Below are 22,649 nucleotides of genomic sequence, written 5' to 3' on the forward strand. Positions count from 1 at the left end.
AGCCCCTAGTCCCTTCTAACCAATTTAAGCATGATGCCGATAGCACCAGCTAAGCAGCATAGCACCAGCGGCTAACTTAACTGCTTCCAACCCAAAATAACTTTGGTGCAGCAGATTCATTTGCGAAGGAACCTCTACAACAGGTTCAAACAAATTCAGATGGGCTCCTAAAGCAGTCATCTGAGGAGTCAAAGCGTAAGTATCGAGCAATGCGATCGCCAGAAGAACAAAAGATAATAAAATTGCAGTGCGACTCCCTTTGCCGAAGTCAGTTGACGAATTGCTCAAAACCATAATACCTGTCATCCCCAAAGCTGCACAAAGCAACTCAACGCGGTTAAATGCCCAAAACATCATATTCCCTGCTGTGGCAAACCCAGAGGAATTGATCGTACCAGAAACGTACAGACTAGGCATAATTACCAAATCCAAAATTAAGCTGCCGCTGAGCCAAAAAGCTAATGTAAAAATAACAATTGTTTGCCAGCGCGGTTTACTTAATTCAACTCTTGAATAAATAGCTGTCATGCGAGTTGAGCCTCCAAGCCTCTTTTTGTCTCACTTTATAGCTTAACGAAAATCTTTCTTAGGAAACATGAAGTATTTTTACAATAAGTGCTAAGTTTTATGCACAATCTTCCCATAATTCTTTAAAATATCTTAAGAAAGAGGGGAAGTTGAAGGATTTGAGGTAGGAGATTGTTTCAATTAGAAAAAACTTAAAGCTAATTTCTAGGTGATTGACGTTTTAATTTTTACAATACTATAGAAACTTATTTGATTGAGGTTGCTCGCAGTGAAAGCAGTAGTTTTATTGTCGGGAGGATTGGACTCTTCTACAGTTTTGTACCAAGCTCAAGCAGATGGGTGCGAAAGTTATACTATTTCCTTCGACTACCAGCAGCGACATCTGCGGGAGTTGGAGTCAGCGAAGGCGATCGCACTTTCCGCAGGCGTTGTCAAACATCAAGTCGTATCCTTCGATCTTAGCCTGTGGGGTGGATCGGCATTAACGGATAATAAAATTGATTTTCCGCGCGATCGCACCCTCGCTCAAATGTCCGAGAGCATCCCGATCACCTACGTCCCCGCTCGCAATACAATTTTTCTAAGTTTTGCCCTCGCCTGGGCGGAAACTCTCAATGCCGATCGCATTTACATCGGCGTTAACGCCTTAGATTATTCGGGTTATCCAGACTGCCGCCCTGATTATATCCAAGCCATGCAAGAAGTATTTCGCTTAGGAACAAAACAGGGAAGAGAAGGCAATCCTATATCTATTTTAACACCATTGATTGACCTAAAAAAGACAGAAATAATTAAATTAGGCAATCATTTAGGCGTACCTTGGGAAAAAACTTGGTCTTGTTACGCTGGTGGTGAACTTGCTTGTGGCCTTTGCGATTCCTGCCGCTTGCGCGTCGCCGCCTTTGAAGAATTGGGATTAACAGATCCCCTACCTTATGTTGAGAACTATAATACTCAAAAATAGAAAATTAAAGTCATCCGATCGGGGTGGGAGTGTTAATTGGACGGGATTGCCGATCGGGTTTCATCGGCCAGTGAGTTGGGCGCGATCGCCCACTTAGATTACTCACGATTCTAGATACTGGTTTAAATCCTCTATCAGGCGGGTGAGTTCCGCTTCTGTAGTAATGCGGATGCGATCGTCCCGCAGTGTAATCAGCACTTTGGCAGCGAAGGGACTCGGCCAAATATTGGGATTGCAGAAAATCTCAAGAAAGACATCTCCTGTATAGCGATATTCCATAGGCTTTTGGGGTGCAGCTTTACCCGCACCAGTCGATGGTTTGCTAGCAGCAGCAGCTTTCAGACTTTGCATTAAGGTGGCGATCGCACTTTCCAATTCTCGCGCAGCTTGAGGGGTGAAGCTAAAAGTGACAGAACCCTCGATTAAATTCAGCGTCAGTTGAGCAAGAGACATAGGTCAAAAAATTTAACATACTGATTTAATGCTAGAATATATAGTCAACTTTGCAAAAGTTTTCTACCAAAATTCTGCACCACAATCCCTAACAATTAAAAATATTCTCAATAAGCTCCAGAGAAACCACCAACTCAACTAGAACTTTAGTCTTTAAACCTTAAAGCTCTTAACCTATTTTTAGTACTGTTACCTTTAAACTAGAAGCCATAAGACTTAATCGTAAACTAAGGAGATGTTATGGCTGCTGACAACCGTTCTGAAGTCCGCAAGGTTTTAATCATCACCCTAGTGCTGAATTTGGTGGTATTGACCATCAAAGCTGTGGTGGGTTGGCTGACAGGTTCCCTCAGTTTAATGGCAGATGCTTTACATAGCGTTACCGATAGTGCTAACAATATTTTAGGACTGACGGTGAATCATTTTGCGGCTCCGCAACCAGACCGCGAACACCCTTATGGACACCAAAAATTCGATTCCGTAGGGGCTCTAGCGATCGCGGCTTTTCTAGTAATTGCCTGCTTTGAAATTCTCAGCACTGCATTTGAAAGACTGGTTTCTGGTGGCAAACCTGCGAAAATATCTCCCACAGAATTGTGGATGTTGCTAATTGTACTAGGGATCAATATTTTTGTTGCCTTCTACGAGCGCAAAGTTGGTCAACGCAATGGCAGCGCTATTTTAATAGCTGATGCTCAACACACCATGAGTGATGTTTGGGTAACTATTATGGTAATAGGCGGGTTGATTGGGGTGTGGCAAGGCGAGGTCTGGAATCTACCTCAATTGCAATCTCTGGATGTGATTTTAGCTTTTCCGGTAGCCTTGTTGGTATTTAAAAGCGGCTGGCAAGTTTTCAAAGAAAATTTACCTTTGCTGGTAGATGAAATGGCAATACCGCCGGAGACTATTCAGGCGATCGTTATGGAAGTGCCAGGTGTTGTCAACTGTCACTCTATCGCTTCTCGCGGTGCGATCGGTCGTCAAATATTTATTGAAATGCACTTGATTGTTGAGGCAAAAGATGTGGAGAATGCTCATTTAATTACAGAAATAGTAGAAGAGCGCTTGCAAGCAAGATTCAACCCTGCTAGAATTTTGATTCATATAGAGCCTCCTGCTTATCAATCTGAACAAATTACCTACTAAAGGTAATAGGTAATTGGTAATTTCTACAGGAATTACCCAAGATTAAATAATATTATGCCACAGTCCACAAACAACAGAAAAACACGGACAATACGAGATGATCCGTTCAATTAGCCTCAAATAGCCACGCCGCAAATAAAATTTCAGACCATATATTTACCTTGAATTCAATCCAACTTCAAAGAATTAACAGGCACTTCATCCCAAGAATCAACAGTCCGCAATCTAGCAGTCCAACCTTGTGTTTTTTGCAACTCCGTCAAATTCTTCTCAAAAGACTCGTGACACTCCTTTGCTTGAATCTCATCAACGCAAGCAATACAAGAATAAAGAAGGCCCGACGGATCGATTTGTTCATTTACCCAAATAGTCATAATTAATTTCCTCTTGTTTAACTCAATAATACAATCATTTGACCACTCCCCCCTACCCCCTCCTCTGCGAGGGGAGAGGGAAAATTTCTTTCTTTCTTTCTTTCTTTCTTTCTTTCTTTCTTTCTTTCTTTCTTGCTTTCTTTCTCCGTTTCTCTGTTTCTCCCTTTCTCCGTTTTTCCCTTTCTCCCCCTTTGTAGGGAAGGGGGCTAGGGGTTAGGTGTTTCATCATCCCAATGATGATTACCGTGAGGCCAAACTCACAAGACTTTCTCCCGTAACCCGACAAATTCGCCAATCCGGTAAAACATCGGCCCCAATACCTTTGTAAAATGCGATCGCATTCTCATTCCAATCCAAAACACTCCACTCCAAACGTCCACAACCGCGTTCAACTCCCAATTTAGCCAAATAAGCAATTAAAGATTTACCAATACCTTGCCCTCGATATTCTGGCAACACAAACAAATCTTCTAAATAGATTCCTGGCTTAGTTAAAAATGTAGAATAGTTATGAAAAAATAGCGCCCAACCCACAACTTTACCCCCTATATCTGCTAAAATCACCTCAGCATAAGTGGGAGTCCCAAATAAATGAGTTTCCAATGTTGCCGCATCACCAGTAACAAGATGAGACAACTTTTCGTATTCCGCTAACGCCTTAATCAAATCAAAAAGTACAGGTACATCACTCCGCACCGCCGATCGCAAAATTACTTCAGAAGACATAGGTAGGAATGGTAATTGGTAATTGGTAATTGGTAATTGGTAATTGCTACTTGCTACTTGCTACTTGGTAATTTAGGGCTTACGCACATAGTACCGGAATGACACTTTTTTGCCTAAAAATGACACTTGCACGTCAACTGCACGTCAAAATGGCCTAATTTTGTGATGTGCAGCGCACCTATAAAAACGACTAAACCTCTTACAGTGTAAGAGGTTTAGAGATGCCAGGACCGGGACTTGAACCCGGGACACGAGGATTTTCAGTCCTCTGCTCTACCAACTGAGCTATCCCGGCGTTTTTTTCGCGCTTTACTATAATAACAGACTCTATCTAAATTTGGCAAGTAATTTTCCAAAAAATTTTGAGGGGAGGAACCTGCCAGCCTGTAATCTACAATCAAGAGTCTAAAATCTCAAATCACAATGGCTGAAAAACACGAGGACAAAGGGTACAGAAGCCTCCTTCCCCTAGCAATTATATGGCTAATAGCTGCGGCAAGCGATCGCCTCTGGTTTGCCCTAGACCGCTCCGTACCCGCTTGGGATCAGGCAGAATACCTGACAGGTACCTTGAACTACTGGCGAGTGTTACAACATCCCCAATGGCTTTCTGGCGAGTGGTGGACAAATTTTTGGCTGCTCTCATCCAAAATTCCCCCCTTAACTTACATCTTAACTGTCCCCTTTCTCAATCTCTTTGGTCTAGGGAGCGATCGCGCCACTCTCGTTCATTTACTCTTCAGCGGGATACTACTCGCTTCAGTTTATGGTTTGGGTCGCCAGTTATTTAACCACCAAGTAGGTCTGTGGGCCGCCGTACTATCCCTACTTTTCCCCGCACTTTATCGCTTTCGCCTGCAATTTTTACTCGACTATCCCCTAACTGCGGCTGTAACTTTGAGCTTTTATTGTCTAACAATGTGGAAAGCAACAGGGGAGATGGGAAGAAGGGGTGCAGGGGTGCAGGGGTGCAGGGGTGCAGGGGAACGGGGGATAATTCCTAATTTAAAATCGGCAGCTTCTTTATTGTGGGCGATCGCATTTGGGCTATCTTTTGGCTTAGCTATTTTAGTAAAGCACACCGCCGTACTCTTTCTGTTTACTCCCCTAGTTTGGCTGGGGATAGCAACAATCAGACAACACGCCTGGGTTAAATTAACTCAGCTAGTAGGTAGTTTATTACTTTCCGCAATCATTTTTGGCCCTTGGGCAAAAACCAATTGGTTGCTGATGCTAACAGCGGGAAAGCGAGCAACAATAGACTCCGCGATTGCAGAAGGAGATCCAGGTCTCAATACTTTAGATGCTTGGATTTACTATTGGAATAAACTACCAGATCAAGTTTCCTGGCCGCTGTTACTCTTTCCATTAGTAGGATTAATCCTCTATACAATTAGACATTTAAAATTACACAAAGGTATCAAAAAAAATTCTCCAATTTCCAACTTACAATCGCCCATATTTCATTCTCTGACTTGGCTAGCAGTTTTTTGGGGCGGAGCCTATTTAATTAGTTCACTCAATATTAATAAAGATGCTCGCTATGTTTTACCATACTTGCCAGTATTATCAATTTTCTTAGCATACTGTCTAACACTATGGCCGCGCCGCTGGGGTCTATTAATTCGTTTTTATACAGTAGGCTTAGCAATGATACTGATGTTTTTAAACATCTGGCCAATAGGAGGTAATTTAGGAAATGTTCTAACACAGTTTCTCAGTCCTGCTGCTCAATATCAAGCGAAATTGGGCAAAGAATGGCCCCACCAAGAAGTAATCTCAGAAATTATTCAAACAGCACCTTATTTACGCTCAACCTTGGGAGTCTTGCCCTCAACACCAGAGATAAACCAGCACAATTTAAACTACTTCGGGGCCCTAGAAAATTTCCAAGTTTACGGCCGTCAGGTAGGAACAAAATTAGAACAAGTACCTCAAGATGTGCGCTCTCTATCTTGGTTTATAACTAAAACTGGCGAACAAGGTTCAATTCGCAAACGCATTAAAAAAGCTCAAGTTGCAATTGTTTCAACTATTGATAAAAGCTTAGATTTCCAATTACAGAAAACTTGGCTATTACCAGACAATACTACCTTAAATCTTTATCATAAACGCTTGTTACCTGTCGAGATTCAGCCTTTAGCAGATCGGCGATCGCAAGTCAGATTAGAACGAGTAATTGTACCCGATCGATCTCTGCCAGGAGTACCGATTCCCGTTACTTATGAATGGTCAGGGCCTTGGGAACAATTGCAGTCTGGTTTAGTGCTGATTACCTGGAAAAATCAACAATCTAATAGCACAAATTATTCAATACCTATATCAAAGTTTATACACGATCACGCTATAGGCAGTGGAGAGTTACATCGCGGCTTTTTAAAGCCGGAGCAATTTGCTATTGGGTTTAAAGTAATTGAAAGAATGGCAATGTTTTCTCCTCTTAATATTGAGTCTGGAACTTATCAGCTAGAAGCTACCTATATTAATCGAGAAACTGGCAATGCTTATTCTATAAATGTACCAAATGCTAGTATTATAATTGAGCGAAAAAGCACAGAAAATAGTTCTCCAAGCAATTCCCAGACTCAGTTATCAGGAGTAAAAGATTCCAAGAATCTTGAGATATTATCTACGAAACCTACTCAAAAATCCCTTGCTAATTCGACCGTACCTGAATTAGATTTCGTGACTCAGCTAAGGATGATGGCGGTTAATTTACCCCAAGGAATAAAAGGATTAGAACCAGTTTTTGAGCAGATTGGGCGGATTAATCAGTACGATCCAATTCAGGATTACACCATTCAGGCAGAACAGGCATTAGAATATAGAATGAAGCTAGAACCCGATAATGTAGAATGGGCTTATGCAGTGGCATTTTCTAGAGTATTACAGCAAAAAGTAGATGGGGCGATCGCAGCTTTGGAACGAGTAACCCAGTTGGACTCTAAAAACCCCAATGCTTATGGTTATCTCGCATTTGTTCATATCTACAATTGGCAGCCTAAAGCGGCTCAAGCTGCTTTAAAAGCTGCTTTAGTTCTCAACCCGAATCAACCAGAAATTCAAGTTCTAAATGGTGTAGCAGCGCTGATGCAAGGTAATTTAATACAAGCTTGGCACGATTTACAAGCTATTAAAAAACTAAAAGTGTAAAAGTTAACCTTGAATATTAAATACAACAAATAAGGAGAGAAGAGGAAAATTTTTCAGCCATTAGCCATTACCAATTACCAATTACCATGACCGACTTAAGAATTGTATCCTTAATTCCTAGTGCAACAGAAATTTTACAAATATTAGGATTAACTGGTTCTATTGTAGGCCGTTCCCATGAATGCGACTATCCCCCAGAAATCCAACAGCTACCAATTTGTACCCAACCTAAATTTAATCCCGAAGGTACTAGCGGGGAAATTCACAACCGCGTGACAGAATTATTGGAAAATGCTCTCAGCGTCTATAAAGTAGAAATAGAAACTCTAGAACAATTGCAGCCTACTCATATTCTCACACAAGCTCAGTGTGAAGTTTGTGCCTGTTCCTTAGTAGAAGTAGAACAAGCAGTTAGTACGCTGGTAAATAGCAAACCTGAAATTATTTCTTTGCAGCCTAATTTACTCGCAGAAGTTTGGACAGATATTCAGCGAGTTGCTGATATCATAGGCGTTGATGGAAAAAGTGCAATTGAACAATTAAAATCCCGCGTTGACGCTATTACTTCTACCTTTTCCCAGCAGGTTAATAGCAATATTCCCACAGTGGCTTGTATTGAGTGGATTGAACCATTAATGGCCGCTGGTAATTGGATTCCCGAATTAGTGACAATGGCTGGAGGGAATTCTTTATTTGGGATTGTAGGTCAACATTCACCTTGGTTGCAATGGGAATCTCTGGTTAAGGCTAATCCAGATGTGATTATTTTCATGCCTTGCGGCTTTGATTTAAACCGCACTCGGATAGAAGCAATGGAAATGCTTAAATACACAGAATGGGAAACTTTGCAAGCTGTTCAAACTGGAAAAGTTTACATCACTGATGGTAATTCTTACTTTAACCGTCCAGGGCCAAGACTGGTAGATTCTTTGGAAATTTTAGCAGAAATACTGCATCCTGAAATTTTTAATTTCGGCTACCAAGGATGGGAACATTTAGAAATTAAACATTAAAAAGCAAAAGTTAAAAAACAAGTAAATTTTGGGGTTTTTAGCCTTTCAATATTCCACAATCTCCCATTTTCATAGGAATCAAGGCCTTTGGATAATATCCACCGAATTATCCCCTTCTGGGCCGAGTTTTTGATATTCTTCTATGGCTTTTTTCTCAAGTTCTTCTTCAGATTCAGATGTTGTCACCTGCCGATCTTCCTCATCAGTCGGCGGTTTACTTTTCTCTGTTTTGTCTTTGTTGGGAAGCACGATATATTTCCTAAAACCTGCAAGTTAGATGGGGAGATCGTATCTATTTTAGGACTTACGCACGATTCATGTAACGCCGTCAAGATGGCAGTGTTAAAGATATTTTGCGTAAGTCCTCTATTTCTAGAATTAGGGCGATCGCCAAAAATTACATCTTCCTACCGGACGAACCTGGAAAAAATTTATTTCACCCAGCCGCCAAATACGGCTAATCCATAATATTTCCAAGGCACTGCCACCGGATCGAATCCTGCTTTTATCAACATCTCTAAATGTACCGACAATGTAGCCAACCGATCGGGATTAGAATAACCATGAGGGATACTATTTCCAATCCGAGCGCGAATTTCTGTTAGCGTTGTGAGCTGTTGAACAGCCCAATCTTCCCGCACAGCTTGATAAATATCTGCCGCGATCGCAGATTCTGCAAGAATCGGGTCAGCATTCCAAAAACAGCCACCAGAAATTAAACTTTCGCGAATACGGTAGAATAACTTAGACTTCATCTCATCCTGGAGATGGTGAATTGCCAGAGATGAAACACAGGCATTAAATTTATTGTCAAGTGTCATTTTTAAGTAAGAGGAGAGATCGCAATAATTATTTGCCCACTCGCCAAAATCTAACTCTATCCCCACCCATCTATCTGCAAAACCTGCTGCTTCAATTTTAGCCTTAGCAAACCGAAGCATACGCGGCGAGTAATCTACAGCAATTATCTGAGTATAGGGGTAGCAGCGAAGCAATTTTAAACTCAGTTCCCCTGTACCACAGCCTAATTCTAAAATCCGCTGATTAGTATTAGCGATACAGCGAACTAACACATCCAGCATTTCATCGTACCGAGGCAAAAGTTGCCGCATTCCCTTGTCAAAATCAGCAGTATTCGCAAAAACTTCTCCGGGAAATATAGAGTTGTCTGTAGAGAGGGAATTAATATCAGAACTCACGATTGCTTCCAAAATAGACTATCGGTATTCTAGCTGAGGAAGGCAAAATTCGAGCGCCACACTGCTAACAGCCGAGTTAAGAGTTACAATTGTGCCTAGTTTCACGGAAAAGCTAAAAATATTGGGAAAGTAAGAGAAAGATCGACTCTTTTAGTTGGGGATATCATGCGCCAGTTAACTTCTCAAACCTGGAACGCCTTTAAAACCCTGTTCTACAGGCAAATTATCCTTGGTCTGACAATTTTGTTCTCAGTAGGCGTGGGGGTAGCAATGGCGAATATGTCGAGTCTGTCGTCGAACCTGATTAAATCCCAAGCACTCCAAAATGCCTCCCTCTATGCTGAGGCGATTAAAGAATCCCGTACTCTTTACAGTTCTGATGTCGTCAGCCGTCTCGCAGGTCGTGAGGGAATTACCGTCACCCACGATTATACTTTGAAAAAAGGAGCAATTCCCGTACCCGTAACTTTCCTGATTGAACTAGGCAAGCAGTTGGGTGAAAACCATCCAGAAATGTCAGTCCGCCTCTATAGCGACTATCCTTTTCCCTCACGCCGAAAACAAGGGGGCCCGAAAGATGATTTTGAGCGAGAGGCACTTAATTATTTAAAAGAACATCCGAAGGAGCAATTTTTTCGCCTTGAGGAATTTCGGGGGAAACCATCATTTCGATATGCAGAAGCAGACCTAATGAAGCCTAGCTGCGTTACTTGTCATAACACTCATCCAGAGAGCCCAAAAACTGACTGGAAGGTGGGGGATGTACGGGGGATTTTAGAGATTACTCAACCTCTCGATCGACCCACTAACCAAACTCGTGCTGGTCTTCGCACCCTGTTTTTAATATTAGCAGGAATTTCCTTTTTAGGCATAACTGGATTAACTTTAGCTGTTCGTAGATTGCGTCAAGATGCCAAGGAGTTAGAGAGGCGCGTTAGGGAACGCACAGCTCAATTACAGCAGGCTAATGAAGAGGTGGTTAAGGAACAAGAAAAATCTGACCGCTTGTTGCTTAGTATCTTACCAGAACCGATTGCGACTAAGTTGAAAAATGGTCAAAGCAGCATTGCCGATGGGTTTGCAGAAGTAACAATTCTATTTGCTGATATAGTAGGATTTACCAAGCTTTCCCAGCAGGTATCTCCTGAAGAGTTGGTTAAGTTGCTAAACGAAATTTTTTCAGCATTTGACCAGCTAACTGGACGGCACGGATTGGAGAAAATTAAGACGATTGGAGATGCTTACATGGTAGTCGGCGGTCTCCCCGAACCCCGCAACGATCACGCTGAAAGTATTGCAGAAATAGCCTTAGATATGCAGCAAGAAGTGGCGCACTTTAATGCTAAGTATAATATGGAAATTAATATTCGGATTGGGATTAATACTGGAGCTGCGATCGCGGGAGTTATTGGTACTAAGAAATTCATTTATGACCTGTGGGGTGATGCTGTAAATACTGCTTCCCGCATGGAATCTCACGGAATTCCAGGGGCAATCCAAGTAACAGAATCAACCTACAATCTTTTGAAACATAAATATCAGTTAGAACCGCGAGGAAATATCAATGTAAAAGGGAAGGGAGAGATGGTTACTTATCTGCTGACTGGCAGATTACTTTGCGATGTACTGGTTTGAGTCAATTTTATGAAGCCTCGGATTTTAACTCTATTAGGTTCCTTCAAAGCCCGCTTGTCTCTGCGAGTAACTTTCTGGGTATTTGTTAGCCTGATTATTATTGAACTTATTATTCTGGTTCCCTCTTATTTCCGCCGAGAAGATGAGCTTTTGTTACAACTAGAGCAAGTTTCTAATGCAAGTATTAACTCCCTAGTGGTCTTGACAAAAACAGATATGTCCGATCGCGATCTTTTTCGGACAAAAGTTAAAAATATTATCACTAATTCTAACATAATTTCAGGAATAGCAATTTATAAGGTTAACGGTGAACCGATCGATACATTAGGCGAAGCACCAGAAATTTCTTTTTCAGAACTCAAAAATGCTAAAATTTTACGCAGGCGCAGCCGAGATGGTTTTAGATATGATGTTGCTTGGACAAATCTCCATTTGGGAGGAAACTATATCTTGATCGTCCGTCACGATGCTACCTCAGTTCAACAGGAATTATACGCATTTACTCTCCGAATTGCTGGTTTGGTTTTGATTATATCTATTTTTGTTACTTCTGGCACAATGGTTGTATTAGGGATTACAGTAATTGCGCCGATACTGAGACTTAGAGATGACTTAATTGCTGCGGGAGATGCCTTAAGCAAAAATGAGAGCAAACCTGACTTTTACTCTTTATCCGTCAAGCGTAAAGATGAACTAGGGGAGGTGATGGAAGCATTTAACCAGATGTTTAATAGAGTATATCAAGAAATTAATCAGCGAAAAAAAGCCGAAGAAATATTACGTTCTGAGCAAGAAAAGTCAGAACGTTTATTGCTAAATATATTGCCAGAGCCGATTGCTGAACGGTTGAAGCAAGGACAAAGTAATATTGCTGATGGGTTTGCAGACGTGACGATTCTTTTTGCTGATATTGTTGGATTTACGGAAATATCATCGCGAGTTTCTCCTCAAGAATTGGTGGATTTGCTGAACAAGATATTTTCAGCGTTTGATGAGTTGAGTGAAAAGTATTGTTTGGAAAAAATTAAGACGATAGGCGATAATTATATGGTAGCTGCTGGTCTACCAGTGCCACACCCAGACCACGCAGAAGCGATTGCTGAGATGGCTCTTGATATGCAGCAGGAAATAGTAAGATTTAGCATTGAATGTGGCAAACCACTAAATATCCGAATAGGGATTAATTCTGGCCCTGTTGTTGCTGGTGTAATTGGTACTAAAAAGTTTATTTACGATCTATGGGGAGATGCAGTAAATACTGCTTCTCGCATGGAATCCCAGGGAATTCCCGGTAAAATTCAAGTCAGTGCTTCAACTTATTATTTGTTGCAAAATAAATATTTATTTGAAGAGCGTGGTATAATTCAGGTGAAAGGTAAGGGCGAAATGACTACTTATTTGCTTACTGGTAGAAAAGTGTAGTGGTGGAGGAATAGTGGAAGAACGCGAGATAGTTACTATCGCAGAGTACCAGCTAACGGCTATATCTTTCCGCGATGGGACTTGGAACCATGATGTATCCCAAAATCGGAATGCTTTGGTGGCCGCCATGCCCCGAAATCCTGGTAAAATTCTGGATGTAGGCTGCGGGCCAGGACGCGATTTAGTGTGGTTTAAAAGTCAAGGAAATATGGCATTTGGTTTGGATGCTACGCCTGCTTTTGTGGAGATGGCAAAAGAGTTATCTGGTTGCGAAGTTTGGCAACAATCTTTTTTTAATCTTGATTTGCCTCTGGCAACTTTTGATGGTATTTTTGCTAATGCTTCTCTCATTCATGTCCCTCGCAATCTCATGGTAAAGGTGTTAAAGGATTTTCACAAATCTTTAGTTCCTGCGGGTGTAATTGTGATGTCTATGTGTCGGGGAAGTTGGGATGGTTACGATGTGCGACCGTCTGGTAAGCGCTATACTGTAGCGTGGGAATATGAAACTTTGGCTCCCTGTTTAGAGCAAGCAGAATTTGATATTATTAAGCATTATTATCGTCCCCCTGGTTTGCCTTGTGCAGATCAGTCTTGGGTGGTGATAGTGGCTAGGAAAAGATAGGAAGAAGGAAGAAGGAAGAAGGAAGAAGGAGGAAGGCTTTAGTTATCTATAGCAATCCTAAATCATTTGTGAATTTCTTACTCCCTCCCCTTAGCAAGGGGAGGGTTGGGGTGGGGTAAAAAATTTACGATTCATTTAGGATTTCTATATCGTTTGATGGTTTGACTTTGATACTCTAATTGTGGCAGAATGTCTTAAGTTTGAAGATTAAAAGGATTAACGATCGTGTCTAAATCTTACGTTTTTTTAGCGGGTGCGAGTCGAGGAGTTGGGCGAGAAATTGCTAAATATCTGACCTCGAAACAGATAAATGTGAAAGCAATTTTGCGTTCATCTGATAGTCGCAATGAATTAGAGGCGATGGGTATTAAAGTAGCAATTGGCGATGCTTTAGATGCTGTCGCTGTCGAAGCAGCGATGAGTAACGGCGAGTCTATTTCTACTGTAATTAGTACGATTGGTGGTTTGCCAAAAGATGGGGAAAGGGCGGATTATTTGGGTAATAAGAATTTAATTGATGCGGCGGTAAAAGCGGGAGTGCAAAAGTTTATTTTAGTTTCTTCTATTGGTAGTGGCAATAGTGTGGTAGCTTTATCGCCTCAAGCTTTGGAAACTTTAGGGCCTGTTTTGGTGGAGAAAGAAAAGGCAGAAAAGCATCTGATTGCAAGTGGATTGATTTATACTATTATTCGTCCAGGGGGATTGAAGTCTGAACCTGCTACGGGTAATGGGGTTTTGACTGAGGATTATCAAATTTCTGGGATGATCCACCGTGCAGATGTGGCACAATTAGTTGGTCAGTGTGTTGTTAGCGATCGCACCAATAATAAGGTATTCTCAGCAGTAGATCGGAATCAGCTTTTTGTCAATCAAACTATTGATGAGTTTAGTTTGAGTTGAAGGGTTCGATCCAATGGCGTTGGATGGTAAAATCTAGAACAATGGCAGCGATCGCAAACATCAGCATACTTTCCAACGCCAGCGCAGCATAAAACCCGATATTTTTGGCAAGTAAGATGCTAGTATGACCCGATAATTCTACATCTACCTGGGCTAATCCCCGCACCAGTCCGAAGGCTAATACTACACCAGCTTTGAGTTGCGGGTTAGTGTCGCGGCGGATGGCGTAGCGGTAGGTGACACCGAAGAGAAAACCGGAAATAGAGGCGATCGCACATCTTACTACTAAGTTTAAGTCAATCGCTGTGGTTTGCAGTCTCGTTAGGGCTTCCCAGTTTGGTAGTATGATATTGTTCGCGATCGCCACAAGGACAAAGGCTAACAGTAGCGACAACGCCGCTAGAGTACCTGCTTTCAGAGATTCTAACCGTTCTGCGGTGCTAAAGTTTGAGGAATCATTCACAATGGGCTAATGCTGTAGATGGCTCAAAGTGAAATATAATCTAGAATTGAAGTCATTTTGTACCTTTTTTAAAGCACTGCTATGGATATTCTTTCACTAGGTTGGGTTGGACTTACCGTTGTATTCACGTTCTCGATTTCGATGGTAGTTTGGGGACGCAACGGTTTCTAGATTGCAAATTATACCAAATCCGGTTTTATTGCTTTCCTTTTTTTGAGTCCGCATTAGCGGACTTTGTTTGTCAAGATGCGATTTCCCATCGCCAAGAAAAGATAGTTTTATCATCGGATTTGGTATTACTTGATGAGGCAAGCATTTTGCTTGTCTTCTGTTTTATTATTCCATAATTTTACTTAAAAATATCCGTAACGCCGCCATCTTGGCGGTGACTTTACCGCCAAGATGGCGGCGTTACGCAAAGTGTACCCCAATTAGCAATTAGCAATTATAAAACAACCCTAATTTACCCGTTCCGCTAATTCTAACCAACGTTCAGTACCAATCTCAATCGCGTGGGTTAATTCGGCTAAACGATCGGAAAGTTTTTGTACCTCAGTGAAACCACCAGGAGGATTTTGATAAAGTACCTTTTCAATTTCTGCTTTTTCCGCTTCCATTTGGGGAATTTCAATCTCTAGTTTCTCATATTCACGCTTTTCTTTAAAGGAAAGCTTGCCAGTTTTAGCCGTTGTTATAGATGCAGAAACCGCTGTTCCTGATTTCTGCTTTGAGTCCTTAACTTGAGATGCTAAAAGTTTAGCTTCAGTTTCTTCCTCCTGCTTTTTATAATCTAAATAGATTGAATAATTGCCGGGATATAAGCGCAGAGTCCCCCCCGGTTCAAAAGCGAAAACCATATCAATTGTGCGGTCAAGAAAATAGCGATCGTGGGATACTACAATTACACAACCATTAAAATCTTCGAGATAGTCTTCTAGTACCGCCAAAGTTTGCACATCTAAATCATTTGTTGGTTCATCTAAAATTAACAAATTCGGCGCACTCATCAACACCCGTAACAAAAATAACCGCCGCCTTTCACCGCCAGATAGTTTATGAATCGGCGCATATTGTTGATTAGGTTCAAACAAAAATCGCTCTAACATTTGCGAAGCAGTAATAATACTACCATCTGCGGTTGTCACTAATTCTGCTACACTTTTCAGATATTCAATTACTCGTTGATCTTCATTCATCAGTAGATCGTCTGAGTGCTGATCGAAATACCCAATATGGATAGTAGAACCAATTTCTACCTTACCCGAATCTGGCTTTACCCGTCCGGTAATAATGTCCATCAGAGTAGATTTTCCAGCACCATTACTACCAATAATGCCGATGCGATCTTCTGGAGTAAAATTGTAGGTAAAGTCTTTAATTAAGGTGCGATCGTTGTAGCCTTTACAGATATTTGTAAGCTCAACAACTTTCTTACCAATGCGACGACCAGCAGTAGAAATATCAACCTTTCCCTGAGCTTTTTTGAACTCCTGTTCTTGCATTTCCCGAATGCGATCTATCCGGGCTTTTTGCTTGGTACTTCGAGCTTTCGGCCCTTTTTTTAACCATTCCAATTCTCGCCGTAATACGCCTTTATACTTACGCTGCGTACTACTTGCTGATTCTTCAGCGGCAGCTTTTTTTTCTAAGTAGTAAGCATAGTTACCAGAGTAAGCATAAAGATCTCCGCGATCTATTTCTAAAATCCGATTAGTTACGCGATCCAAAAAGTAGCGATCGTGGGTGATCAGTAATAATGCACCTCGGTAACGATTTAAATAGTTTTGCAACCACTCAACAGAGAGTGCATCGAGGTGATTAGTAGGTTCATCCATTAGTAATACATCGGGTTCTGACAACAAAGCCGTTGCGAGGGCAATTCGCTTGCGATAGCCGCCAGACAGGTCGCTAATTTTGGCTTCAAAATCATCAATTCCTAATTTACTCAGAATGAGTTTAGCATTAGTTTCTAGTTCTAAAGCGCCGAGTTCTTCCATACGTTGAAAAACGATGGAAAGCCGCGCCATAAGTTTTTCTGTATCCCCATGTCCATGAGTTAATTTATCAGAAATTTCCTCATATTCGCGGACAGCAGCCATTTTTTCGCCACTGTCGGCAAAGATTTGTTCTAATACAGTATGATTTTCATCTAAATCTGGCTGTTGAGGTAAGTAAGCTATTTTTGCACCGGAATTAACCCAGACTTCGCCGCTATCAATGGGTTCTAATCCAGCTATCATTTTGAGCAATGTGGATTTACCTGAGCCGTTTGTGCCAATCAGGCCGACTTTATCGCCTTCATCTAGGCTAAAGGAGGCATCTTTTAAGATTTCTTTGATGCCAAAGTCTTTGTTGAGCGAGCGGAGCGTAAAGAGTGTCATAAGTCCAGGGAATCTATCTGTTGTCTAGTTTAACGCTATTTTGGTTGCGAGAGTGCGACTAGGGAGTGAGACTTGACATATCAAGACTTTTTGCGGTAATTTAGAGTGATAATGGTTCTTGATACTAGAATTTTAATCTAAATTAATACCGAAACAATTATGTTACTTGTTCCCACTGCCGAGCCAATTCCCCTTATAACTGACGAAAATGGTGCTGTCCGCATTAGCAAAACTCGCGTCACCTTAGATACGGCGATCGCAGCTTTTCTTGAAGGAGCTTCAGCAGAAGAAATTAAGGATCAATACCCATCACTTCAATTGTCCGATATTTATTCTGTAATTGGCTATTACTTACGACATCAAACAGAAGTTGATGCCTATCTTCTAATGCGTCAACAACGTGCTGCGGAAATTAGACAGGAAGCAGAAAAGCGTTTTAACCCTATTGGAGTACGCGAGCGCTTATTAGCAAGACGCAATATAAGTTAGTAACCTAATATGTTGAAATTCTTGGCTGACGAAAACTTCAATAATTAGTTGAAATCAGCGGAGAATTATGCTAGCATAATTTTGTCAGTAATTATTGAGAAACTTACTTATGGACAGCGCATTTCAAGCAGTAGGATTAGCTTTGGGTATATTCGATCGCATGGTTGAAAAGTCAGCTCGTAAACAACAATATAAGCATGAGCAAAAAATGAAAGAGTTAGAAATGATCTCTAATTCAAATTTGCGAGATCGGTACGTTTATGAAATGTTGCTAGATAAATTCTTGGTTCCCATAGATGAAGCACAAAATAGAATACAAGATACAGCAAAACACGCTCAATATATGGCGGAAATTTTAGGATACTACTATCGAGATCATCGGCTATCTCAAGAAGAAGCGAAGATTATTTGTAGTGAGTTGCGTACTATGGCGGTGAAAATTACGAAGGCAGAATCTTTATATGAACTCAAAATAGTTTATGAAGCAATTACTGATTTTGTAGATATTACCGCCAAGTTTCAGCATAAAGAGCGAAAATATTCAATTGGTCGAGGGCTACGTAAAAACATCTTAGATCCTTTGAATACTTGTATTGGTAAATATCAGAATTTTCAAAGACGAATTGAATGTTACAATATTTGGGGAACTGTTGGAAAACCCAGCCTGGAAAGTAATGAGGAGATTTTATCAAAACTGAATGAGGTATACTCTCAAGAATCTTCAAATTTAGATCCAGTTATGGCAACAATGCAATTTATGTCTTTGCCACAGGAAAAGGATTAAACTTATGACCATCAGCGAACTACTACCCTTATTAAGTAAACTAAACCGTGCTGAAAAATTACACATTGTACAATGTCTAGTATCAGAATTAGCACAAGAAGAATCCGACTTACTCAGACAGGGAATGTCCTATCCTGTGTCTTCACCCTACGATGCTTTTGAGGCAGCAAATATTATGCTAAAAGTGCTGGCCACAGAAAATAGCAACCATGCCTAACACCCAAACCTACCCATTCACTAGCTTTGATACTTCACTTGGAGAAGCGGGATTTAGACCCTATCTCCCAATTACTCTTACCTATAAAAATCAAGCAATCACCACTACGGGTTTACTCGATACTGGAGCAACTGTTAATGTGTTACCCTACCAATTAGGGCTTGATCTTGGGGCTATTTGGGAAGAGTTAACAACCTCATTACAATTAACAGGAAACCTAGCTCTGTTTGAAGCTCGCGTACTCGTCTTATCAGCAAAATCTGCTAATTTTGCTCCCGTAAAACTGGTATTTGCTTGGACTCAGGCAACTAATGTCCCCCTAATCTTGGGACAGGTAAACTTCTTTATGGAGTTTGATATTTGCTTATACAGATCGCGACTTTCTTTCGAGATTAGCCCCAAAAATACAGCAGAATAAATTCTTGTAAAAAGAGCGATCGCTCTTTTTATTATAAAATTGCCCCATCCCCTTAAAATCATCAGGAGTCATCAACATGGCCGCAAAGAAAATCTTAATGCTAGTCGGCGACTACGTAGAAGACTACGAAGTTATGGTTCCATTCCAAGCACTACAAATGGTCGGCCACGCAGTCCATGCAGTTTGCCCCGGCAAAAGTGCAGGTCAAACTATTCGCACCGCCATCCACGACTTTGAAGGCGACCAAACTTATAGCGAAAAACCCGGTCACAACTTCACATTAAACGCCAATTTTGATGACATCAATGCCTCTGACTACGATGCTTTAATTATACCCGGAGGTCGCGCCCCCGAATATATCCGCCTTAATGATAAAGTGCTGCAAATTACCCGCTACTTTGCTAATAATAACAAGCCGATCGCATCCATCTGTCACGGATTACAAGTCTTAGCCGCCGCCGGCGTTCTCGAAGGCAAACGCTGCACAGCTTACCCCGCTTGCAGCCCCGATGTCCTCCGGGCCGGAGGCAAATATACCGAAGTTCCCGTCACCGATGCCGTAGTCGATGGCAATCTCGTCACCGCCCCCGCCTGGCCCGCCCATCCTAGCTGGTTGGCTGAATTTCTCAAGGTTTTAGGAACTCGGATAGAACACCCGGAAATGGTAGCCGCCTGAGTTTAAATAGCTTGGCGTAGCCTCTGCAACCATCGCTATTCCTACTGCGATGTTAAAAGTTCACCACTCCGCCTGGATTATCAAACCCAGGCGGTTTCGCTGCCAAATTCTCACGCTTGCTATACCATGAATTGTCTCTAGATTGTGATAGAGCTAACAATAATTTAAAAATCTTTAAATTATAATATAGGCATAGAACCACTCATCTAATCTCAGGAGAACTTCGCATGAGTCTGATCAAGCAGGTTGAAATCCGAGTTTTAGAATCAATCAAATCGGGAATGGCTGAGTTTTACACACCCCAATCCAGCCACGAAACGATGTTAGTCCAAATTCCCCCCCATGCACGCGACGATTTATTCGTTCACCACTTCCAAACTGACCAACTCCTTGTCGTGCGCGGTAACTTTGTGTTAGTCGTATTACAGAACCGGAAATATCGCTACATTCCTTTGAGCGATCGCATCCCCGCACTTGTCACAATTCCCCCCGGAGTTCCTCACGGAGCCTTAAGCTTTACCAGCGAACCCTGTTTACTTGTAAACGCAGTTTTACGTCACGGAAAAGCAGACGAGCGCGATTATCGCCCCATGAAACCCCCATTTCCCTACGACTTAGCCGCAGCTCAAGCCATGTTTGACCATTCAATTACCCGTGCAGCATAACATGGCAATCTTAACAATCAAAGTTAAACCTAACTCTAAACAACAAAACATTCAGCAAGAACCTGACGGGAGTTTCAAGATATCTCTGAAATCTCCTCCCATTGATGGCAAAGCCAATGAAGAATTAATCAAATTACTGGCGAAAAAATTTGGCATACCCAAATCTCAAATCACCATCAAATCAGGTTTGTCATCTAAAAACAAACTTGTCGAACTACCTCTTGCCCTTTCGGAATAGTCGCCAATCGGAGCATATCTATCTAAAGGGGGAGGATAACAAAGTTTGTTAACTCTTACGATAGGTTATAGAAAGTATAAGGTACCCGTCATGAGTATTGAAAATAGAGCTGAGGCAATTGCCAAAAATATCGAAGGCAAAATACAGGAAGCCGTTAGCGATGTTACGGGAAGCCAAAGAGATAAATTAGAAGGTCAAGCCAAGCAGGATGAAGCAGCAGTAATACACCTGAAAGAAGACCTTAAAGATAAAGCCAAAGAAATTGTTGATAGAGCCTAGAGCTTTGATTAAAGTAATCAATAGTTGCTAGAAATGTTTTATCTAGTAGAGATAGTCAGAACGAAGTAGTTGCAGTAACAGGTGAGGATATCCGCAATAAAATCACTGCACAATTGCTTTTTCATCACTAGCTGCAATTGATTTTCTTACTAGATAAGAATCTTACTTGACAACTGTTCTAGACTCTTATCCCCCAAGTTTCCTGCCTACTCAATCCAGCAAACACAAGAGTTTGCTGGACTTTTTTTATTCGGGCTTAAATTAACAACATTAGGACTTACGCTCAGGGTTCCAGAAACCGGGTTTTTGAGAGAATCTTTGGGTGAGGGCGAAGTATTTTCGTCAAAAAACCCGGTTTCTTTGGATTGGGTGCGTAAGTCCTGAACATCCTAATCGAAATTCACAGTTAACAGTTAACCGTTAACCGTTAACCAACTTGAGAATCTGAGCCGTAACCGCCAAACTTTCCTCATAAAGCATATCCCGGCCCCAGCGCTGTAAATGCTGAGAAAGTAACTGCTCCGTCTGCTGGTCAAATAATGGCGTGACCTGATTAATCCGGCCAGTTTGAGCTCCACCGTGAGACTCCATCCGCATACAGCCCCCCGTTTCCGAGCAAAGCACCGTACCGCAGTCAGCCTTCTCATTCGTAGAATTCAAACGCAGAGCAATTAAATCACCCTGAACGTCACCCGTATCAGCAGTAGGAATAGCAGCCAATTCCGCCTCTATCTGCCGACCTTGGGGGCCTGCGAATTGAACCCGCTTAATTTGGTAGTCGCCATCCTCCTGTTGAGAAGAAAGCGGATGCCACTGCAAGCGAGAAGCCAACCAGCCCAAAAACATTAGCGCTTGACTAGAATTTCCCTTTTCATAATCAATCGTCACCCGGTCAATTTCCCCAATTGCCGCACGGCGTTCCGGTGGGTCATAAGCCTCAGCAGTCAACTCCTGCCACGGAGCCAGCCTACGCCAATTGAGGTCAGCAATGGGAATCCCCTGGTCTTTGAGGTTTTGCATTTCCAGTAATTCTGTTTCCGGTTGAGCAAAGCAACTAGAATCTACAATCACCGAACTGCTAGCAGCAGCTAGCCGCTGGAACAAAGCAAGATCCGCATCGGGTGTCGCCTTCCACCAGAGAAACTTCGGCAAATCCTCAATCATCAGAGCCGAAACAATGCCGCTTACCCGTTCTAAAGCCGCCTCAGCTCCCCGGAGCGTAATATATTCGCAGCAGATTAACGTACTGCTACTGCGCTTGTGAACGGGACAGTAAGCCGAAACTTGAGCAGTTACGCCCCGATCTTCCCCCGCAGTCGGACACAAGGCAATAATCCGACAGGGATTAGCAGATGCGATCGCATCTGCTATACCTGTCCCGCTAGCATTTAAGCTACTACTAGCAGCCACAGACCCATCTTCAAGACCGCCATTCAAGCTTTTCTTAGTAAAATCTTCCCGCAGTCTCTCCAGCAATTCTGCATTAGTTTTACCAGTTCTCGGCATTCCATAAGCCTTTTGCGCCGCCCTCACTCCCGCCGCAGTTAAGGGGCCACTAATGCCGTCAATCGGGCCTAAGTAAAATCCCAAAGCAGCTAATAACTGCTGAGTTTCTTCGGGTTCATAAACCACAAAAGTAAAGGTTGTTGCCCTAGTAGCAACCGGAAAATCCCCATTATCTCCAGTTTCTCTGTAGCTTTCCCAAATCTGGCTGAGTTCTGCCTCTATCTGATCGATAGAAACATCTTTAGGCGCTTGCAGTGAAACAATTGGAGGAGCCTTAATCGGTGTCATTGTCATAGGTTTTCTTCCTTGTTAGTGGTTAGTGGTTAGTTGTTAGTTGTTAGTCGTTGGTTGTTAGTTGTTAACTGTTAACAACTAACTTCTTCCTTCTTTCC

At 41.9% G+C, this 22,649-nt stretch carries 26 protein-coding genes and 1 tRNA gene; 17 read left to right on the forward strand and 10 right to left on the reverse strand.

Going from position 1 to position 22,649, the window contains the following annotated elements; all coding sequences use genetic code 11:
• Nucleotides 1-24: 24 nt before the first annotated feature.
• Nucleotides 25-528, reverse strand: coding sequence for a DUF4149 domain-containing protein (locus OSCI_RS11705; protein WP_007355161.1), 504 nt, complete (start codon nt 526-528; stop codon nt 25-27).
• A 268-nt stretch (nt 529-796) separates the two neighbouring features.
• Here OSCI_RS11705 and queC point away from each other — a divergent pair, with 268 nt between their 5' ends.
• On the forward strand, nt 797-1,492 hold the full coding sequence (gene queC / locus OSCI_RS11710) for a 7-cyano-7-deazaguanine synthase QueC (RefSeq protein WP_007355162.1): 696 nt from the start codon (nt 797-799) through the stop codon (nt 1,490-1,492).
• A gap of 102 nt (nt 1,493-1,594) precedes the next feature.
• On the opposite strand, the gene OSCI_RS11715 is transcribed toward queC, so the two are convergent.
• On the reverse strand, nt 1,595-1,945 hold the full coding sequence (locus tag OSCI_RS11715; protein ID WP_007355163.1) for a hypothetical protein: 351 nt from the start codon (nt 1,943-1,945) through the stop codon (nt 1,595-1,597).
• Nucleotides 1,946-2,185: 240 nt separating this feature from the next.
• On the opposite strand from OSCI_RS11715, the gene OSCI_RS11720 reads away from it, so the two are divergent.
• On the forward strand, nt 2,186-3,094 hold the full coding sequence (locus OSCI_RS11720) for a cation diffusion facilitator family transporter (RefSeq protein WP_007355164.1): 909 nt from the start codon (nt 2,186-2,188) through the stop codon (nt 3,092-3,094).
• 167 nt (nt 3,095-3,261) lie between these two features.
• On the opposite strand, the gene OSCI_RS11725 is transcribed toward OSCI_RS11720, so the two are convergent.
• The 3 genes from OSCI_RS11725 to OSCI_RS11735 form a co-directional block, all read right to left on the reverse strand.
• Nucleotides 3,262-3,468: a hypothetical protein gene (locus OSCI_RS11725; RefSeq protein ID WP_007355165.1), complete on the reverse strand. Its 207-nt coding sequence runs from the start codon at nt 3,466-3,468 to the stop codon at nt 3,262-3,264.
• A gap of 240 nt (nt 3,469-3,708) precedes the next feature.
• Nucleotides 3,709-4,194 (reverse strand): GNAT family N-acetyltransferase, encoded by a 486-nt coding sequence (locus tag OSCI_RS11730; protein ID WP_007355166.1) that lies wholly within the window; start codon nt 4,192-4,194, stop codon nt 3,709-3,711.
• Between the two features lie 222 nt (nt 4,195-4,416).
• Nucleotides 4,417-4,489: transfer RNA gene (locus OSCI_RS11735), tRNA-Phe, on the reverse strand.
• Between the two features lie 128 nt (nt 4,490-4,617).
• Here OSCI_RS11735 and OSCI_RS11740 point away from each other — a divergent pair.
• The gene (locus OSCI_RS11740) at nt 4,618-7,347 is read left to right on the forward strand and encodes a glycosyltransferase family 39 protein (RefSeq protein WP_007355167.1); all 2,730 of its coding nucleotides are present in this window, start codon (nt 4,618-4,620) and stop codon (nt 7,345-7,347) included.
• An 86-nt stretch (nt 7,348-7,433) separates the two neighbouring features.
• Entirely contained in the window at nt 7,434-8,360 is a 927-nt protein-coding gene (locus tag OSCI_RS11745) for a cobalamin-binding protein (RefSeq protein ID WP_007355168.1), read from the forward strand.
• Nucleotides 8,361-8,438: 78 nt separating this feature from the next.
• On the opposite strand, the gene OSCI_RS30680 is transcribed toward OSCI_RS11745, so the two are convergent.
• The gene (locus tag OSCI_RS30680) at nt 8,439-8,609 is read right to left on the reverse strand and encodes a hypothetical protein (protein ID WP_007355169.1); all 171 of its coding nucleotides are present in this window, start codon (nt 8,607-8,609) and stop codon (nt 8,439-8,441) included.
• A 182-nt stretch (nt 8,610-8,791) separates the two neighbouring features.
• Nucleotides 8,792-9,559 carry a class I SAM-dependent methyltransferase gene (locus tag OSCI_RS11750; RefSeq protein ID WP_019487024.1) on the reverse strand — a complete coding sequence of 256 codons (768 nt, stop codon included), beginning with the start codon at nt 9,557-9,559 and terminating at the stop codon, nt 8,792-8,794.
• A gap of 165 nt (nt 9,560-9,724) precedes the next feature.
• Here OSCI_RS11750 and OSCI_RS11755 point away from each other — a divergent pair, with 165 nt between their 5' ends.
• From OSCI_RS11755 to OSCI_RS11770, 4 genes are all read left to right on the forward strand, one after another.
• Nucleotides 9,725-11,194: an adenylate/guanylate cyclase domain-containing protein gene (locus OSCI_RS11755; protein ID WP_007355171.1), complete on the forward strand. Its 1,470-nt coding sequence runs from the start codon at nt 9,725-9,727 to the stop codon at nt 11,192-11,194.
• Nucleotides 11,195-11,203: 9 nt separating this feature from the next.
• Nucleotides 11,204-12,616 carry an adenylate/guanylate cyclase domain-containing protein gene (locus tag OSCI_RS11760; protein WP_007355172.1) on the forward strand — a complete coding sequence of 471 codons (1,413 nt, stop codon included), beginning with the start codon at nt 11,204-11,206 and terminating at the stop codon, nt 12,614-12,616.
• 13 nt (nt 12,617-12,629) lie between these two features.
• Nucleotides 12,630-13,241 carry a class I SAM-dependent methyltransferase gene (locus tag OSCI_RS11765; protein ID WP_007355173.1) on the forward strand — a complete coding sequence of 204 codons (612 nt, stop codon included), beginning with the start codon at nt 12,630-12,632 and terminating at the stop codon, nt 13,239-13,241.
• A gap of 225 nt (nt 13,242-13,466) precedes the next feature.
• Nucleotides 13,467-14,141 (forward strand): SDR family oxidoreductase, encoded by a 675-nt coding sequence (locus OSCI_RS11770; RefSeq protein WP_007355174.1) that lies wholly within the window; start codon nt 13,467-13,469, stop codon nt 14,139-14,141.
• Here the strand turns inward: OSCI_RS11770 and OSCI_RS11775 are convergent.
• The gene (locus tag OSCI_RS11775) at nt 14,128-14,604 is read right to left on the reverse strand and encodes a hypothetical protein (RefSeq protein ID WP_007355175.1); all 477 of its coding nucleotides are present in this window, start codon (nt 14,602-14,604) and stop codon (nt 14,128-14,130) included. The two genes, OSCI_RS11770 and OSCI_RS11775, sit on opposite strands and share 14 nt — an antisense overlap.
• 81 nt (nt 14,605-14,685) lie before the next feature.
• Here OSCI_RS11775 and petN point away from each other — a divergent pair, with 81 nt between their 5' ends.
• On the forward strand, nt 14,686-14,775 hold the full coding sequence (gene petN / locus OSCI_RS28440; protein ID WP_071592453.1) for a cytochrome b6-f complex subunit PetN: 90 nt from the start codon (nt 14,686-14,688) through the stop codon (nt 14,773-14,775).
• 287 nt (nt 14,776-15,062) lie between these two features.
• Here the strand turns inward: petN and OSCI_RS11780 are convergent, their stop codons facing one another.
• Complete coding sequence (locus tag OSCI_RS11780) at nt 15,063-16,985, reverse strand: ABC-F family ATP-binding cassette domain-containing protein (protein ID WP_007355176.1); 1,923 nt, start codon at nt 16,983-16,985, stop codon at nt 15,063-15,065.
• Nucleotides 16,986-17,144: 159 nt separating this feature from the next.
• On the opposite strand from OSCI_RS11780, the gene OSCI_RS11785 reads away from it, so the two are divergent.
• The 8 genes from OSCI_RS11785 to OSCI_RS11820 all read left to right on the forward strand — a co-directional run bounded on the left by OSCI_RS11785 (nt 17,145) and on the right by OSCI_RS11820 (nt 20,751).
• Entirely contained in the window at nt 17,145-17,474 is a 330-nt protein-coding gene (locus OSCI_RS11785; protein ID WP_007355177.1) for a DUF433 domain-containing protein, read from the forward strand.
• A gap of 109 nt (nt 17,475-17,583) precedes the next feature.
• Complete coding sequence (locus tag OSCI_RS11790) at nt 17,584-18,258, forward strand: hypothetical protein (RefSeq protein ID WP_007355178.1); 675 nt, start codon at nt 17,584-17,586, stop codon at nt 18,256-18,258.
• Nucleotides 18,259-18,262: 4 nt separating this feature from the next.
• A complete protein-coding gene (locus OSCI_RS11795; protein ID WP_007355179.1) occupies nt 18,263-18,475 on the forward strand; it encodes a hypothetical protein in 213 nt (70 codons plus the stop codon).
• Nucleotides 18,468-18,893 (forward strand): hypothetical protein, encoded by a 426-nt coding sequence (locus OSCI_RS11800; RefSeq protein WP_007355180.1) that lies wholly within the window; start codon nt 18,468-18,470, stop codon nt 18,891-18,893. Before OSCI_RS11795 ends, OSCI_RS11800 begins: the two co-directional genes overlap by 8 nt.
• A 76-nt stretch (nt 18,894-18,969) precedes the next feature.
• Nucleotides 18,970-19,569 (forward strand): DJ-1/PfpI family protein, encoded by a 600-nt coding sequence (locus tag OSCI_RS11805; RefSeq protein ID WP_007355181.1) that lies wholly within the window; start codon nt 18,970-18,972, stop codon nt 19,567-19,569.
• 227 nt (nt 19,570-19,796) lie between these two features.
• A complete protein-coding gene (locus OSCI_RS11810) occupies nt 19,797-20,234 on the forward strand; it encodes a hypothetical protein (protein WP_007355182.1) in 438 nt (145 codons plus the stop codon).
• A gap of 1 nt (nt 20,235) precedes the next feature.
• Nucleotides 20,236-20,472, forward strand: a complete 237-nt coding sequence (locus OSCI_RS11815) for a DUF167 domain-containing protein (RefSeq protein ID WP_007355183.1) — start codon at nt 20,236-20,238, stop codon at nt 20,470-20,472.
• A gap of 90 nt (nt 20,473-20,562) precedes the next feature.
• Entirely contained in the window at nt 20,563-20,751 is a 189-nt protein-coding gene (locus OSCI_RS11820) for a CsbD family protein (protein ID WP_007355184.1), read from the forward strand.
• A 420-nt stretch (nt 20,752-21,171) separates the two neighbouring features.
• Here OSCI_RS11820 and opcA read toward each other — a convergent pair whose 3' ends face one another.
• Nucleotides 21,172-22,551, reverse strand: a complete 1,380-nt coding sequence (gene opcA, locus OSCI_RS11825; RefSeq protein ID WP_007355185.1) for a glucose-6-phosphate dehydrogenase assembly protein OpcA — start codon at nt 22,549-22,551, stop codon at nt 21,172-21,174.
• Nucleotides 22,552-22,649 lie beyond the last annotated feature (98 nt).

The organism is Kamptonema sp. PCC 6506, from assembly GCF_000180455.1.
Classification (GTDB): domain Bacteria; phylum Cyanobacteriota; class Cyanobacteriia; order Cyanobacteriales; family Microcoleaceae; genus Kamptonema; species Kamptonema formosum.